The sequence below is a fragment of the Citrobacter sp. RHB35-C21 genome, from assembly GCF_013816515.1.
Classification (GTDB): Bacteria; Pseudomonadota; Gammaproteobacteria; order Enterobacterales; family Enterobacteriaceae; genus Citrobacter; species Citrobacter braakii.
Genome location: NZ_CP057147.1, coordinates 1915957 through 1931738 on the forward strand (window position 1 = coordinate 1915957; position 15782 = coordinate 1931738).

A 15782-nucleotide genomic window follows, 5' to 3' on the forward strand; every position below is an offset into this window, starting at 1 on the left:
TGACAGCATAAAAAAAGGCCACCCGATATAACCGGGTAGCCTTTTGCACATCAGATATCGGTCAATTACGCCAGCACTAAATCACCCTGCGGATGACAGGAGCAGGCCAGCACATAACCTTCAGCAATTTCTGCGTCGGTCAGCGTCATGGTACTGCTGACCGTGTAGTTACCGTCAACCACTTTGGTTTTGCAGCAGCCGCAAACGCCCGCACGGCATGCGGCGACAACCGGCACTTTATTGCTTTCCAGCGCTTCCAGCAGCGTACTGCCTACCGGCGCATAAAACTCTTTTGCCGGCTGCAGTTTGGTGAACTTCAGACCGCTGGTGGCGGCTTCAGCTACCGGGGTGAAGAACTGCTCTTTAAAGAAGCGTGTCACGCCCAGCGCGTTGACTTCTTTCTCGACCAGATCCATATACGGCGCCGGGCCGCAGGTCATCACGGTGCGCAAAGCCAGGTCCGGTACGCTTTGCAGCAGTTCGGTGGTCAGTCGGCCGGAAACAAAACCGTCAGTGGCATTGTTTTCAGCAACTAAGGTCACCGGATACTCGCGCCATTCGTCGGCAAAAATGACATCTTGCGGTGAACGGACGTTAAAGATCACCTGCACATCTGCCTGTGGGCGGTATTTTGCCAACCAGCGACGCATTGACATGATTGGCGTGACGCCACAGCCAGCGGCTAGCATCAGGAATCTGTCTTCCGCTTTATCTTCACAGGTGAATTCACCCATTGCATCGGACAGCCAGATATAGTCGCCGCGCTTCACGTCGCGGGTTAACCACTGTGAGCCTGCGCCATCGTCAATGCGGCGGATGGTCAGCGTGATATATTCGCTAACGCCCGGCGTTGAAGAAAGGGTGTAAGCACGCAGCGTGTCCGCTGAATTACGTACGCTGACCAGTGCATACTGCCCGGCGCGGTACGGATAATAGTCGTGGCACAGCAACGAAATTGTCCATACATCCGGCGTTTCCTGATGGATGTGATGAACCTGCATCCGCCATGGGCACTGATGAGTTGGCATTGTCATTCTTTACTCCTTACGCGCTCAGCAGTTGCTTCATGTCTTCTTCAACGGTGGTCACGGAACGCAGACCGAACTTCTCGTTGAGAACTGCCAGCAGGTCCGGCGTGAAGAAGCCAGGCGCAGTCGGGCCAGTGACGATGTTTTTCACACCCAGAGACAGCAGGGTCAGCAGAATGACAATCGCTTTCTGTTCGAACCAGGAGAGCACCAGAGACAGCGGCAGATCGTTCACGCCACAGCCCAGTTTCTCAGCCAGGGTTACCGCCAGGATGATGGCAGAGTATGCATCGTTACACTGACCTGCATCGACCAGACGCGGCAGACCTTCGATATCGCCGAACTCCAGTTTGTTGAAACGGTATTTACCGCACGCCAGGGTCAGGATCAGGCAGTCGTCCGGCACGCTGGTGGCGAAGTCGGTGAAGTAGTTACGTTCGCCACGCGCGCCATCACAACCGCCAACCAGGAAGATGTGACGCAGTTTTTCGCGGCTTACCAGGTCGATCAGGGTATCAGCCGCGCCCAGCAGAGTCTGACGACCGAAACCAACGGTGATCAGGTGCGGAATTTCGCTGTACGGGAAGCCCGCCATCTGCTGAGCCTGAGCAATTACCGGAGCGAAGTTGTCGCCTTCGAGGTGGCTTACACCCGGCCAACCGACGATGCTACGAGTCCAGATACGGTCATCGTAGGCGCCAACGGTTGGGTCGATGATGCAGTTAGAGGTCATTACGATTGGGCCCGGGAAGCGGGCAAATTCAACCTGCTGATTCTGCCAGCCGCTGCCGTAGTTACCGATCAGGTGTTTGAACTTACGCAGTTCCGGGTAGCCGTGCGCCGGCAGCATTTCACCGTGGGTATAGACGTTAACGCCGGTACCTTCGGTCTGCTCCAGCAGGTTGTACAGATCTTTCAGGTCGTGACCGGAGATCAGGATGCACTTACCTTCGGTTGCTTTGACGTTGACCTGAGTTGGCGTCGGGTGGCCGTATTTAGTGGTTTCGCCAGCATCCAGAATGCTCATCACTTTGAAGTTCATCTGGCCGATTTCCATTGAGCACTCCAGCAGAGCGTTCATATCGGAAGGCCAGGTTCCCAGCCATGCCATGATTTTGTGGTACTGAGCGTAGATGTCGTTGTCGTACTGACCGAGAACGTGCGCGTGCTCCATGTAAGCTGCCGCACCTTTCAGGCCGTACAGGCACAGCAGACGCAGGCCGAGAATGTTCTCGCCAATGGCTGCTTTGTCTTTGTTCGGGGTAAATTCAGCGGCCTGACGTTGCAGGTCGCCCAGATCGTCGCTGACCAGTTGCAGATCGGCCATCGGGTTAGCGACCGCTGCGTTCGCGTCGATGTTCAGGCATTGCGCTTTCAGGGCGTCGCGCATGGCGATAGCTTCACGGGCATAGCCAACAATACGCGGGGAATCGAAGTTAACGTTGGTCAGCGTGGAGAAGAATGCACGCGGCGCAAAGTTATCAACCTCATGGTCGATGATGCCGTATTCACGTGCCTTAACAGCCCATGCAGACAGACCTTGTAGGGAAGCAATCAGCAGATCCTGCAAATCGGAGGTTTCAGCCGTTTTACCGCACATACCCTGCGCGTAAGAGCAGCCGTTTCCTGCCGGAGTACGGATGGTTTGTTCACATTGCACACAAAACATGGTCACACCTTTTAAAGTTATATTTAATATACATGTTTAAGGTTATGCCTGTGCGCGAAGGGATAAAAGGGATTTCTGCTACAACTTGCAGGGAGATTGATTTAGCGCAATTTTAGCGGTAGATGACTACCGCCAGAGAGGTATCTGTCCTGACTTCAGGCGGAGAAAAACGCCATCAGCAAAGGCACTAACAGACTCAGAATAAAGCCGTGGACGATGGCTGCCGGAACCATCTCCAGACCGCCGCTGCGTTGTAGCACCGGTAAGGTGAAATCCATTGATGTCGCGCCACATAGCCCCAGCGCGGTAGAGCGGCTGCGGCCCACCATTCCAGGAATCAACATAATGGCAATCAGCTCGCGGGCCAGGTCATTAAAGAAGGCGGCGCTACCAATCACCGGCCCGAACGATTCGGTTAACAGAATACCGGACAGGGAGTACCAGCCAAAACCAGACGCCATCGCCAGCGCGGTTTTCAGCGGCAGGCCGAGGATCAACGCATTGATAACCCCCGCCAGCATCGAACTGGCGACGACGACCACCGCAACAATCATCCCCCGGCGATTCAGCACAATTTGCTTTAAGGTCATACCGCTGTTGCGCAGTTGAATCCCGACCAGGAACAGTAAAAAGATTAACGTATATTCGCTGGCTTCGGTGGCGTGCTGCAGAATAGGAAGACCGGTGAGGCCGAGTAGAAAACCCACGACGACGACGCCACAAAGCTGGAGCGACTCAAGCGCCATCGCAATTCGCGAGGGTAGCTTTTCTTGCTTGTGGTTATGTCGCCAGGGCAGTGAACGCTCCAGCCAGAACAGCGCCGCGATATTACACAGCAAAATGACCGTCACGCTGACCGCAGAATAATGAAGAATGGCTAACAGGTTGCTGGCGAGATTATCCAGAAACGCCAGGCTGATACCCATAAAAAAGAGAATAAGGTAGACGATCCAGCTCAACAGGCGATTGATGAGTTTTAATGCAGCCCTGTGCCGAAGCGGAATAAGGTAGCCCACAATAAGGGGAACCAGAATGATTAACAGCCCTGAAAACATGAAAACCAGATCCTTGCTGAGAGTAAGACGAAATGCGCCAGCACACACTACTCAATGCAATGAAGGGAGTAAAGTTGCAAATAAAAGGAAATATAGCGGGAAAAAAAAGACCTGACTTGCGCCAGGCCTTTTTTGTTATCGATTAATCGCGTTTTTCCAGCAGAGTGCGGTAAATAAGACCGCCGAGGACTCCACCGATAATCGGCATAACCCAGAAGAACCACAATTGCTGTAATGCCCAGCCGCCCTGGAAGATGGCTACAGCGGTACTACGTGCCGGGTTAACGGAGGTGTTGGTAACCGGAATACTGATCAAGTGGATCAGAGTTAACGCCAGACCAATCGCAATAGGTGCAAAACCTGCCGGAGCATGTTTATCGGTCGCGCCGTGGATCACTAATAAGAAACCAGCGGTCAAAATAATTTCAATTACGACGGCAGAAAGCATTGAATAGCCGCCAGGTGAATGTTCACCAAAGCCGTTCGAGGCAAAACCACTGGCAGTTGCGTCAAAACCAGCTTTACCGCTGGCAATAAGATACAGTGCCGCTGCTGCAACAATACCGCCCACAACCTGAGCGATAACATAACCAATAACGTCTTTTGCCGGGAAGCGACCGCCCGCCCATAAACCGAAGGTCACCGCCGGGTTAAAGTGTCCGCCGGAAATATGACCTACGGCGAATGCCATGGTTAATACGGTCAAACCAAACGCCAGCGCGACACCGGCAAATCCGATACCCAACTCCGGGAATGCTGCGGCCAGAACTGCGCTACCGCACCCACCAAAGACGAGCCAAAACGTACCGAAGAATTCGGCTGCTAATTTCCTGAACATAACCACCTCAATTAAAAGTTCCGGGTTCGTGTTCCTTACCCGGTAATTCATCGCTAAAAGGGACGATGATGAAAGAGCCGGTATTTTAGAAAAAAACATCATCCCTTCGCCAGTTAAATTGATGAAAAAATTTGATTTAAGGCAATATGTTGTGATTCCTTTTTGAATATTGGATGAATGAAGCATAGTTCAATTAGCAAAACGGCGATGATTGAGTTCTGAAATAATATTCCGGGGAAAACATAAGAAGAATATTCTTATATTTTTTGATTTCTGCGACTAACCTCCTGATCATATCGGGTGTCCTGAGCGCCCGCTTGCCGTTATACTCCTGATAACTTGAAGGAAAAAGTTAGCATTTCCGGAGGCTATATGATTCTCGAACGCGTTGAGATTGTTGGATTTCGTGGTATTAACCGTCTGTCGTTGATGCTGGAGCAAAGCAACGTGCTGATTGGGGAGAACGCGTGGGGTAAGTCCAGTCTGCTGGATGCTTTAACCCTGTTGCTGTCGCCGGAAACTGATTTGTACCACTTTGACCGCGAAGATTTCTGGTTCCCGCCGGGTGATATACAAGGCCGGGAACATCATCTGCATATCATCCTGACGTTTCGTGAGTCTCAACCAGGTCGCCACCGCGTGCGCAGGTATCGTCCTCTGGAAGCCAGCTGGACGCTGTGTCAGGATGGCTATCACCGCATTTTCTATCGGCTGGAAGGTGAATGTGCGGACGACGGTAGCGTTCTGACGTTACGCAGTTTTCTGGATGGCGAGGGCCATCAGCTTCCCCTCGACGACATTAACGATCAGGCGCGGCACCTCGTGCGTTTGATGCCAGTACTGCGCCTGCGCGACGCGCGTTTTATGCGACGGATCCGTAACGGTACGGTGCCGGATTCGGCGGATGTCGAAGTGACCGCGCGGCAACTGGATTTTCTGGCACGTGAACTGGCTACCCGACCGCAAAACCTGACAGATGGGCAGATACGTCAGGGGTTATCGGCCATGGTACAGCTATTGGAACACTATTTTTCTGAGCAGGGTTCCAGTCAGTCCCGCTATCGTCTGATGCGTCGACGTTCCAATAATGAACAACGTAGCTGGCGCTATCTGGATATTATCAACCGTATGATTGATAGACCGGGCGGACGCACGCACCGCGTGATCTTGTTGGGACTGTTTTCGACGCTGTTACAGGCCAAAGGTACGCTGAGGCTGGATAAAGACGCCCGGCCGTTACTGTTGGTAGAAGATCCTGAAACGCGTTTACATCCGATTATGCTGTCGGTTGCCTGGCACCTGCTGAATTTGCTTCCACTGCAACGGGTGGCGACCACCAACTCAGGTGAGTTACTGTCCCTCACCCCCGTGGAACACGTTGTCCGCCTGGTGCGTGAGTCTTCCCGCGTCGCCGCCTGGCGGCTTGGGCCAGGTGGGATCAGCGCAGAAGATGGTCGGCGTATTGCCTTTCATATTCGTTTTAACCGTGCATCGTCGTTGTTTGCCCGCTGTTGGCTGCTGGTGGAAGGCGAAACGGAAACCTGGGTCATTAACGAACTGGCCCGCCAGTGTGGGCACCACTTTGATGCGGAAGGTATCAAAGTCATTGAGTTTGCCCAGTCCGGCCTTAAGCCGCTGGTTAAGTTCGCCCGCCGGATGGGTATCGAGTGGCATGTGCTGGTTGATGGTGATGAAGCCGGGAAAAAGTATGCCGCTACGGTGCGGAGTTTGTTGAATAACGACAGAGAAGAAGAGCGCGATCATTTAACCATGCTTCCCGCACTGGACATGGAACACTTTATGTATCGCCAGGGGTTTGCTGACGTTTTTCACAGGGTGGCGCAAATCCCCGAAAACGTGCCCATGAATATGCGCAAAATTATCTCGAAGGCGATTCACCGGTCGTCAAAACCAGATTTAGCCATTGAGGTGGCGATGGAAGCCGGGCGGCGCGGCGTTGACGCGGTGCCAACGCTGCTGCGAAAAATGTTTTCCCGCGTGCTGTGGTTGGCACGCGGCAGAGCGGATTAGTTGCGAAACATCGACGACAGCTGCGAGTGGATGCTGTCCAGTAACTGGTAGCGACGGCGGTATTCCGCGCGTTTTTTGCTGGCAATGTCCGCTTCGCTTTTTCGCGCCATTGTGCGTGGGATATGGTAATAGCCGTGACTGTCGCACTCACCGCCAACCGACTCCCAAAATGCGTTGTAGTCGGAAAGTATCACCTTGTTTTTATCGTGGTAACGCGGGCTGCGAAAGATATGCTGTTCATTACTGACAGCCAGAATTTGTTTAATATTCAATTGTTCTGCAAAACAGCAAATGGCTTCCATCACAATACGTTTAGGGAAAATCCCGTAGCATGATTTGGTCGCTTTTTGAATTTCTTCATGTGGCAGTAATCGACTGCCTCCCTGTAACCCGCCAATAAACAGTGTGCTGCTTCCTTGATAATTGCACAGCGTAAACGTCATTTCCGCTAAAGTCTCGCCAGCGCTATTGCGTACCAGAATGGTACTTTCACCTTCTTTATCCAGTGAGATAAATGAGCCCAGTATTACGCTAAATATTTCGCTATTTTTGCCTTCAATTTGTGCCAGTTGTAATCCATCCGCACTTAAATAAGCTTTATATTCAGTGGCTGAAAAAGAGCTGCGGATAGCATTGTAATGAAAACGCACAGCATCCAGTTTCATTTTCCGATCAAGGTTTTGTGCGAGATAGGCGCGATGTAGGCGAACCGGCAGACGAGGCTGGCGTGCCAGTACGCTATCGAGATCAGGCCATTGCGCCAGTTCAGTCATCCATTCATGCATTAATCGTGGCATAAGCGCTGAGCGCAACAAAAACTTACGACGGAAGCTACGCTGATGCCAAAATTTTCCAGGGCGCCAATGTCCGGTCATCAGGCTACAAAAGAGGCTAAAACTTGTGGCGGGTTTTGAAGAATGAAAAGTGCTGTCAGTTAGCTGGCTCATAATAACAATCCGATGGATACTCTGGTACTAATTTCAACACAGCGGATCTTAACCATTCATCAATAACTCTGTTATTCTTGCGTTTTTCAACGGCTATTTATTTAACGTTGATGTTTACCACTCCACTCTGGTGGACGTATTGGGGGAAATTGGGACATTTATGAAGCTCAAGGGAAAAATCAAAAAGCGCTATTTTCTCTTCGCCATCATCATTATTGTGGCGATAATTGCACTTTGGCGAACGCTTAATGCGCCTTTACCTCAGTATCAAACGTTAATTGTTCGTCCGGGCGATCTGCAGCAAAGCGTACTGGCAACCGGCAAACTGGATGCGTTGCGTAAAGTTGACGTCGGGGCGCAGGTAAGCGGGCAGTTAAAAACGCTGTCGGTCGCGATTGGCGACAAAGTAAAAAAAGATCAACTGCTTGGCGTTATCGATCCTGAACAGGCGCAAAACCAGATTAAAGAGGTTGAAGCGACGCTGATGGAATTACGCGCTCAGCGTTTACAGGCTGAAGCAGAGTGGAAGCTGGCGCGGGTAACGCTTTCCCGTCAGCAACAGCTGGCGAAAACCCAGGCTGTCTCGCAGCAGGATCTCGACACGGCGGCTACTCAGATGGCGGTCAAACAGGCGCAAATCGGCACAATTGATGCGCAAATTAAGCGTAATCAGGCCTCTCTCGATACGGCAAAAACCAACCTTGATTACACCCGTATCGTTGCGCCAATGGCAGGCGAAGTCACGCAAATTACTACCCTTCAGGGGCAAACCGTTATTGCTGCCCAGCAGGCGCCTAACATTCTGACATTGGCAGATATGAGCACCATGCTGGTGAAAGCGCAGGTTTCCGAGGCGGATGTGATCCACCTGCATCCCGGGCAAAAGGCCTGGTTTACCGTACTTGGCGATCCTCAGACGCGCTACGAAGGTAAACTCAAAGATGTTCTTCCGACGCCAGAGAAAGTGAATGATGCGATTTTCTACTATGCTCGCTTCGAAGTTCCCAACCCGAAAGGGATCCTGCGTCTGGATATGACCGCGCAGGTCCATATCCAGCTCACGGATGTCAAAAATGTCCTGACGATCCCGCTGTCGGCGCTGGGCGATCCTATTGGCAACAATCGTTATAACGTCAGGCTGCTGCGTAACGGCGAAACCCGTGAACGCGAAGTGGTTATCGGCGCGCGTAATGACACCGATGTGGAGATCGTGAAAGGGCTGGAAGAGGGGGATGAAGTCATCACCGGTGAGGGCAACGCTGGAGCGCCAAAATGACGGCATTGCTTGAACTGAGCAATATCCGCCGCAGCTATCCGTCAGGCGAAGGTCAGGTCGAGGTATTGAAGGACGTATCCTTGAGCATTCAGGCCGGGGAAATGGTGGCGATTGTCGGGGCGTCTGGCTCGGGTAAATCGACGCTGATGAATATTCTCGGCTGTCTGGACAAACCTACCAGCGGTACGTATCGGGTTGCCGGGCGCGATGTCTCCACGCTGGATAGCGATGCGTTAGCCCAGCTGCGTCGCGAACATTTCGGTTTTATCTTCCAGCGTTATCATTTGTTGTCGCATTTAACCGCCGCGCAAAACGTTGAGGTGCCTGCAGTCTACGCTGGCACCGAACGTAAGCAGCGCCTGGCCCGTGCGCAAGAACTCCTGCAGCGACTGGGTCTGGGCGACAGAGTCGACTATCAGCCTTCCCAGCTTTCCGGTGGTCAGCAGCAGCGGGTCAGTATTGCGCGTGCGCTGATGAACGGGGGACAGGTCATCCTCGCCGACGAACCCACCGGCGCGCTGGACAGCCATTCAGGCGAAGAGGTGATGGCGATTTTGCATCAGCTGCGCGATCGCGGGCATACGGTGATTATCGTCACTCACGACAGCCAGGTTGCCGCACAGGCCGAACGCGTCATTGAAATTCGTGACGGCGAGATTGTGCGCAATCCGCCGTCGCACAAACCCTCTACCGGGCACGATATCGCGGAGCCGACGGTGAAAACGGCGTCCGGCTGGGGGCAGTTTGTCAGCGGTTTTCGCGAAGCGCTCACTATGGCCTGGCTGGCAATGGCTGCGAATAAAATGCGAACGCTACTGACCATGCTTGGGATCATCATCGGTATTGCTTCGGTGGTGTCGATTGTGGTGGTAGGCGATGCGGCTAAACAGCTGGTGCTGGCAGATATTCGCGCTATTGGCACCAATACCATCGATATCTATCCTGGCAAAGATTTCGGCGACGACGACCCACAATATCAACAGGCGCTGAAGTATGACGATTTAACGGCGTTACAGAAGCAGCCCTGGGTCAGTTCGGTGACGCCTGCGGTGTCGAAAAACCTGCGGCTACGCTATGGCAATATCGACGTGGCCGCTAGTGCTAATGGCGTTAGCGGCGACTATTTCAACGTCTATGGCATGACGTTTAGCGAAGGGACCACTTTTAACGCTGAACAACTGGCGGGGCGCGCTCAGGTGGTGGTGCTCGACAGCAATACCCGTCGTCAATTGTTCCCCAACAAAGCGAAAGTTGTCGGCGAAGTCGTGCTGGTGGGGAATATGCCTGCCACGGTAATTGGTGTTGCAGAAGAGAAACAGTCGATGTTTGGCAGTAGCAAGATCCTGCGGGTCTGGCTGCCTTACAGCACCATGTCCGGGCGAATTATGGGGCAGTCGTGGCTGAACTCGATCACCGTGCGGGTGAAAGACGGTTTTGATAGTGCCCAGGCCGAGCAGCAGCTCACCCGACTACTGACGTTACGCCACGGTAAGAAGGATTTCTTCACCTGGAATATGGACGGTGTCTTGAAAACCGCCGAAAAGACCACACGTACATTACAACTCTTCCTGACGCTGGTGGCCGTGATTTCGCTGGTGGTCGGTGGAATTGGTGTGATGAATATTATGCTGGTTTCGGTAACCGAACGAACGCGCGAGATTGGCATTCGTATGGCGGTTGGCGCCCGCGCCAGTGACGTGCTGCAGCAGTTCTTAATTGAAGCGGTACTGGTGTGTCTGGTTGGCGGCGCGTTGGGCATTAGCTTGTCGATGCTGATCGCCTTTACGCTTCAGCTATTCCTGCCTGGCTGGGAAATAGGTTTCTCACCCGTAGCCTTATTGACGGCGTTTCTGTGTTCGACTGCGACCGGGATTTTGTTTGGCTGGCTACCGGCGCGAAATGCGGCGCGGCTGGATCCGGTAGATGCTCTGGCGCGGGAATAATACTATCGAGATAAAAATGCCAGCCGCAAAGGCTGGCATTTTGACTGCGGGATGTACACAATGAAACAGAAGAGCTATGCGACAGCTTCTGCTTCAATGACAGGCACGATGACGCTGGCATGATTGCCTTTTGGCCCCTGGTGGACATCAAACTGGACAGATTGTCCGGCTTTTAGCGTTCTGTAACCATCCATCTGAATGGTGGAGTAATGGGCGAAAATATCTTCGCCGCCGCCTTCGGGGCAGATGAAACCAAACCCTTTGGCGTTGTTGAACCACTTAACAGTACCCGTTTCCATGCTTCGACATCCTTCGTAAATCTTATATAAGTAAGATGGAATGAACCGGTGGCGGAGTGGGGGCTGTTCAAAACCTCGCCAACTCTCGAAACTACAATTTAGAGAAATCAGGCGAGGCGTCAAGCGCCAGGCTGACGGAATAGGGTAAAAATGCATCAAAATTTGAAGCAGTTAACGCTATTGTCGGTTATGTGACAGATGTCGCGGATGGCACTAATAGATGATAGTTATCTAATACTTGAGGTAGATTGATTGTGCGCATAGGCTGCTTGTCAGCGGCAAGATTTTCTGCCGGAAACCGTAACTGAAGATGACGACTGACAATGGGTAAGACTAACGACTGGCTGGATTTCGATCTGCTGGCGGAAGATAAATTGCGCGACGCGCTAAAACCGCCATCTATGTATAAAGTGATATTAGTCAATGATGATTACACTCCGATGGAGTTTGTTATTGACGTGTTACAAAAATTCTTTTCTTATGATGTAGAACGTGCAACGCAACTGATGCTTGCCGTTCACTATCAAGGTAAAGCGATTTGCGGCGTATTCACTGCCGAAGTGGCTGAAACCAAAGTTGCGATGGTGAACAAGTATGCGAGGGAGAACGAGCATCCGTTGCTGTGTACGCTAGAAAAAGCCTAAATGCAGGCATAAATATTGGGGGAGGTGCCTATGCTCAATCAAGAACTGGAGCTCAGTTTAAACATGGCTTTCGCCAGAGCGCGCGAGCACCGACATGAGTTTATGACCGTCGAGCACTTGCTACTGGCATTGCTCAGTAACCCATCGGCCCGCGAAGCGCTGGAAGCGTGTTCTGTGGATCTGGTGGCGCTGCGTCAGGAACTCGAAGCCTTCATTGAACAAACCACACCCGTATTGCCTGCCAGTGAAGAAGAGCGCGACACGCAGCCAACGTTGAGTTTTCAGCGTGTGTTGCAACGCGCGGTCTTTCATGTTCAGTCCTCCGGGCGCAATGAAGTTACCGGTGCTAATGTGCTGGTCGCCATCTTCAGCGAGCAGGAATCTCAGGCGGCTTATCTGCTGCGTAAGCATGAAGTGAGTCGCCTTGATGTGGTGAATTTTATTTCTCATGGCACGCGCAAAGACGAACCAAGTCAGTCTTCTGACTCTGGTAATCAGCCGAATAACGAAGAGCAAGCTGGCGGGGAGGACCGTATGGAGAACTTCACGACTAACCTTAACCAGCTTGCCCGTGTGGGCGGAATTGATCCGCTCATTGGCCGGGACAAAGAGCTGGAACGCGCCATTCAGGTACTGTGCCGTCGTCGAAAAAACAACCCGCTGCTGGTGGGTGAGTCTGGCGTCGGTAAAACCGCTATTGCGGAAGGCCTCGCCTGGCGTATCGTCCAGGGCGACGTGCCGGAAGTGATGGCTGATTGTACCCTTTACTCTCTGGATATCGGCTCGCTGCTGGCGGGTACCAAATACCGTGGCGATTTTGAAAAACGCTTTAAGGCGCTGCTGAAACAACTGGAACAGGATACTAACAGCATTCTGTTTATCGATGAGATCCACACCATTATCGGCGCGGGTGCGGCATCGGGCGGCCAGGTGGATGCGGCTAACCTGATCAAACCGTTGCTCTCCAGCGGTAAAATCCGTGTGATAGGCTCCACAACCTATCAGGAATTCAGCAATATCTTTGAAAAGGACCGCGCGCTAGCACGCCGTTTCCAGAAAATCGATATCACTGAGCCGTCGGTAGAAGAGACCGTGCAGATCATCAACGGTCTGAAGCCGAAATACGAAGCGCACCATGATGTTCGCTACACCGCCAAAGCGGTGCGTGCAGCGGTCGAACTGGCGGTGAAATACATTAACGATCGTCATCTGCCGGACAAAGCGATTGACGTGATCGATGAGGCGGGCGCGCGGGCGCGTCTGATGCCGGTCAGCAAGCGCAAGAAAACCGTCAACGTGGCGGATATCGAGTCCGTCGTGGCCCGCATTGCGCGGATCCCGGAGAAGAGCGTTTCGCAGAGCGATCGCGATACGCTGAAAAACCTGGGCAACCGTCTGAAAATGCTGGTATTCGGACAGGATAAAGCCATTGAGGCGCTGACTGAAGCGATCAAAATGAGCCGTGCTGGTCTGGGACACGAGCATAAACCTGTCGGTTCGTTCCTGTTTGCCGGACCGACTGGCGTCGGTAAGACCGAAGTCACGGTGCAGTTGTCCAAAGCGCTGGGTATTGAGCTGCTGCGTTTTGATATGTCCGAGTATATGGAACGTCACACCGTCAGCCGCCTGATTGGTGCGCCTCCGGGATATGTCGGTTTCGACCAGGGCGGTTTGCTGACGGATGCTGTCATTAAGCATCCGCATGCGGTACTGCTGCTGGATGAAATCGAAAAAGCGCATCCGGATGTCTTTAACCTGCTGCTGCAGGTGATGGATAACGGTACGCTGACCGACAATAACGGGCGTAAAGCGGATTTCCGCAACGTGGTGCTGGTCATGACCACTAACGCCGGCGTGCGTGAAACCGAGCGTAAATCGATTGGGCTGATTCATCAGGACAACAGTACTGATGCGATGGGCGAAATCAAAAAAGTGTTTACGCCGGAATTCCGTAACCGTCTCGACAACATTATCTGGTTCGATCATCTCTCTACTGAGGTGATTCATCAGGTTGTTGATAAGTTTATCGTCGAACTTCAGGTTCAGTTGGATCAAAAAGGTGTCTCTCTGGAAGTGAGTCAGGAAGCCCGCGACTGGCTGGCTGAGAAGGGCTATGACCGCGCAATGGGCGCACGCCCGATGACGCGCGTTGTCCAGGATAACCTGAAAAAACCATTGGCTAACGAACTGCTGTTCGGCTCGCTTGTGGATGGCGGTCAGGTGACCGTTGCGCTGGATAAAGAGAAAAATGAGCTGACCTATGGTTTCCAGAGTGCGCAAAAGCACAAGCCAGAAGCAGCACATTAATATCTAACCACCTAATGAACCGGGCGTAATGCCCGGTTTTTTTTCGCCTGAAAGTCGTGATTTGAATAGGGGGGGTTAAACGGCAGGCAAAAAATAAGCCTGCGTAAGGGAGATTACGCAGGCTAAGGAGGTGGTTCCTGGTACAGCTAGCATTTATGGGTTATGTTTTTCAGCGGATGGGATAATACCCTTAATGAACGAAGCGGTATGTGATCGATTTCTAAGAATCTTCCGAACGCTGAAAAATAACCGTAATTAACTACTTAGCATGTGGGTTGCGCGTGGACTCACCGGCAAAATTACGCATCAACAATGCATAATTCAGATCGATATCCTCCGGTACAGGCATCCACACGGTGTAACCATCGCCCGGCGCAACCGGCATCGCTTCGCCTTTCGCGTTTTCCATCTGTTCGAGGGTAAAGTTGATGTTGCCCTGTGGGGTCATTAGCTCCAGGCTGTCGCCGACGGTGAATTTATTTTTCACCAGCACAGCCGCCAGTTCACCTTTACGTTCGCCAGTGAATTCGCCGACAAACTGCTGACGCTCGGAAACAGAGAAGCCGTATTCGTAGTTCTGATAGTCGTCATGCGTATGGCGGCGCAGGAACCCCTCGGTGTAACCGCGATGCGCCAGACCTTCCAGCGTTTCCAGCAGTTGCGGATCGAATGGTTTCCCGGCAGCGGCATCATCAATGGCCTTGCGATAAACCTGCGCGGTACGTGCACAGTAATAGTATGATTTAGTACGGCCTTCAATTTTCAGCGAATGCACGCCCATCTGAGTCAGGCGCTCAACGTGGGCAATGGCACGCAAATCCTTCGAGTTCATGATGTAAGTGCCGTGTTCGTCTTCAAACGCGGTCATGTACTCACCCGGACGCTGGGCTTCTTCGATCATAAAGACTTTGTCAGTCGGCGCGCCAATACCCAGCGTCGGCTCAACATTTTGTACCGGGATAGGCTCGTACTTATGCACGATATTGCCCACCACGTCTTCTTTGCCTTCCTGCACGTTGTATTCCCAGCGGCAGGCATTGGTACAGGTACCCTGATTTGGGTCACGCTTGTTGATGTAGCCAGAGAGCAGGCAGCGGCCGGAGTAAGCCATGCACAGCGCGCCGTGAACAAAGATCTCAATTTCCATATCCGGCACCTGGGTGCGGATCTCTTCAATTTCTTCCAACGACAGTTCGCGGGACAGGATCACACGGGTCAATCCCATCTGCTTCCAGAATTTCACCGTTGCCCAGTTTACGGCGTTAGCCTGTACTGAAAGGTGAATGTCCATGTCAGGGAAGTTTTCGCGCACCAGCATAATCAGACCGGGGTCGGACATGATCAGTGCATCCGGTCCCATTTCCACCACCGGTTTCAGGTCACGAATGAAGGTCTTCAGCTTGGCGTTATGCGGGGCAATATTAACCACCACATAGAATTTTTTACCCAGTTCATGGGCTTCATTAATGCCTAGCTGCAGGTTTTCGTGATTGAATTCGTTGTTGCGTACGCGCAGTGAGTAACGCGGCTGGCCCGCATATACAGCGTCTGCGCCATAGGCGAAAGCGTAACGCATGTTTTTCAGCGTTCCCGCCGGGGAAAGGAGTTCCGGTTTAAACATAATTTTCTCGTTCTGATGACAGGTCAGACTCGCCTCACTCAATGAGGCGGTTAGGGGAGTGCCCCCATATTAAGGGCGGGCATTGTAGCGCTGTGGGGAAGACAGGTAAAGAAAAACGCCGGGC

At 52.5% G+C, this 15782-nt stretch carries 12 protein-coding genes; 5 read left to right on the plus strand and 7 right to left on the minus strand.

Annotated elements, in window-relative coordinates; all coding sequences use genetic code 11:
• Positions 1 to 65: 65 nt before the first annotated feature.
• From hcr to aqpZ, 4 genes are all read right to left on the minus strand, one after another.
• Entirely contained in the window at positions 66 to 1034 is a 969-nt protein-coding gene (gene hcr, locus HVZ39_RS09165) for an NADH oxidoreductase (RefSeq protein WP_181633494.1), read from the minus strand.
• A 10-nt stretch (positions 1035 to 1044) separates the two neighbouring features.
• A complete protein-coding gene (gene hcp / locus HVZ39_RS09170) occupies positions 1045 to 2697 on the minus strand; it encodes a hydroxylamine reductase (RefSeq protein ID WP_016153657.1) in 1653 nt (550 codons plus the stop codon).
• A gap of 155 nt (positions 2698 to 2852) precedes the next feature.
• On the minus strand, positions 2853 to 3752 hold the full coding sequence (locus tag HVZ39_RS09175) for a lysine exporter LysO family protein (RefSeq protein WP_016153656.1): 900 nt from the start codon (positions 3750 to 3752) through the stop codon (positions 2853 to 2855).
• 142 nt (positions 3753 to 3894) lie between these two features.
• Positions 3895 to 4590, minus strand: a complete 696-nt coding sequence (gene aqpZ / locus HVZ39_RS09180) for an aquaporin Z (RefSeq protein ID WP_003840208.1) — start codon at positions 4588 to 4590, stop codon at positions 3895 to 3897.
• Positions 4591 to 4962: 372 nt separating this feature from the next.
• On the opposite strand from aqpZ, the gene HVZ39_RS09185 reads away from it, so the two are divergent.
• The gene (locus tag HVZ39_RS09185) at positions 4963 to 6621 is read left to right on the plus strand and encodes an ATP-dependent endonuclease (protein WP_016153655.1); all 1659 of its coding nucleotides are present in this window, start codon (positions 4963 to 4965) and stop codon (positions 6619 to 6621) included.
• Here the strand turns inward: HVZ39_RS09185 and HVZ39_RS09190 are convergent.
• Positions 6618 to 7568: a VirK/YbjX family protein gene (locus HVZ39_RS09190; protein WP_016156939.1), complete on the minus strand. Its 951-nt coding sequence runs from the start codon at positions 7566 to 7568 to the stop codon at positions 6618 to 6620. The genes HVZ39_RS09185 and HVZ39_RS09190 overlap by 4 nt on opposite strands.
• 160 nt (positions 7569 to 7728) lie before the next feature.
• Here HVZ39_RS09190 and macA point away from each other — a divergent pair, with 160 nt between their 5' ends.
• Together macA and macB are read left to right on the plus strand one after the other, a co-directional pair.
• Entirely contained in the window at positions 7729 to 8844 is a 1116-nt protein-coding gene (macA, locus tag HVZ39_RS09195) for a macrolide transporter subunit MacA (protein ID WP_016156938.1), read from the plus strand.
• Positions 8841 to 10787, plus strand: a complete 1947-nt coding sequence (macB, locus tag HVZ39_RS09200; protein ID WP_103284007.1) for a macrolide ABC transporter ATP-binding protein/permease MacB — start codon at positions 8841 to 8843, stop codon at positions 10785 to 10787. Before macA ends, macB begins: the two co-directional genes overlap by 4 nt.
• Before the next feature lie 74 nt (positions 10788 to 10861).
• Here macB and cspD read toward each other — a convergent pair whose 3' ends face one another.
• Positions 10862 to 11086 (minus strand): cold shock-like protein CspD, encoded by a 225-nt coding sequence (gene cspD, locus HVZ39_RS09205; RefSeq protein WP_003036813.1) that lies wholly within the window; start codon positions 11084 to 11086, stop codon positions 10862 to 10864.
• 323 nt (positions 11087 to 11409) lie between these two features.
• Here cspD and clpS point away from each other — a divergent pair, with 323 nt between their 5' ends.
• Both clpS and clpA read left to right on the plus strand, forming a co-directional pair.
• Entirely contained in the window at positions 11410 to 11730 is a 321-nt protein-coding gene (clpS, locus tag HVZ39_RS09210; protein ID WP_003036810.1) for an ATP-dependent Clp protease adapter ClpS, read from the plus strand.
• Positions 11731 to 11760: 30 nt separating this feature from the next.
• Entirely contained in the window at positions 11761 to 14037 is a 2277-nt protein-coding gene (clpA, locus tag HVZ39_RS09215) for an ATP-dependent Clp protease ATP-binding subunit ClpA (RefSeq protein ID WP_016153651.1), read from the plus strand.
• Positions 14038 to 14296: 259 nt separating this feature from the next.
• Here the strand turns inward: clpA and yegQ are convergent, their stop codons facing one another.
• On the minus strand, positions 14297 to 15658 hold the full coding sequence (gene yegQ, locus HVZ39_RS09220; RefSeq protein WP_006683890.1) for a tRNA 5-hydroxyuridine modification protein YegQ: 1362 nt from the start codon (positions 15656 to 15658) through the stop codon (positions 14297 to 14299).
• Positions 15659 to 15782: the final 124 nt, after the last annotated feature.

Bases quoted from the DNA above. Each gene is read 5' to 3' on its own strand.
- hcr (WP_181633494.1), bottom strand. From the start codon at position 1,034: ATGACAATGCCAACTCATCAGTGCCCATGGCGGATGCAGGTTCATCAC.
- hcp (WP_016153657.1), bottom strand. From the start codon at position 2,697: ATGTTTTGTGTGCAATGTGAACAAACCATCCGTACTCCGGCAGGAAAC.
- HVZ39_RS09175 (WP_016153656.1), bottom strand. From the start codon at position 3,752: ATGTTTTCAGGGCTGTTAATCATTCTGGTTCCCCTTATTGTGGGCTAC.
- aqpZ (WP_003840208.1), bottom strand. From the start codon at position 4,590: ATGTTCAGGAAATTAGCAGCCGAATTCTTCGGTACGTTTTGGCTCGTC.
- HVZ39_RS09185 (WP_016153655.1), top strand. From the start codon at position 4,963: ATGATTCTCGAACGCGTTGAGATTGTTGGATTTCGTGGTATTAACCGT.
- HVZ39_RS09190 (WP_016156939.1), bottom strand. From the start codon at position 7,568: ATGAGCCAGCTAACTGACAGCACTTTTCATTCTTCAAAACCCGCCACA.
- macA (WP_016156938.1), top strand. From the start codon at position 7,729: ATGAAGCTCAAGGGAAAAATCAAAAAGCGCTATTTTCTCTTCGCCATC.
- macB (WP_103284007.1), top strand. From the start codon at position 8,841: ATGACGGCATTGCTTGAACTGAGCAATATCCGCCGCAGCTATCCGTCA.
- cspD (WP_003036813.1), bottom strand. From the start codon at position 11,086: ATGGAAACGGGTACTGTTAAGTGGTTCAACAACGCCAAAGGGTTTGGT.
- clpS (WP_003036810.1), top strand. From the start codon at position 11,410: ATGGGTAAGACTAACGACTGGCTGGATTTCGATCTGCTGGCGGAAGAT.
- clpA (WP_016153651.1), top strand. From the start codon at position 11,761: ATGCTCAATCAAGAACTGGAGCTCAGTTTAAACATGGCTTTCGCCAGA.
- yegQ (WP_006683890.1), bottom strand. From the start codon at position 15,658: ATGTTTAAACCGGAACTCCTTTCCCCGGCGGGAACGCTGAAAAACATG.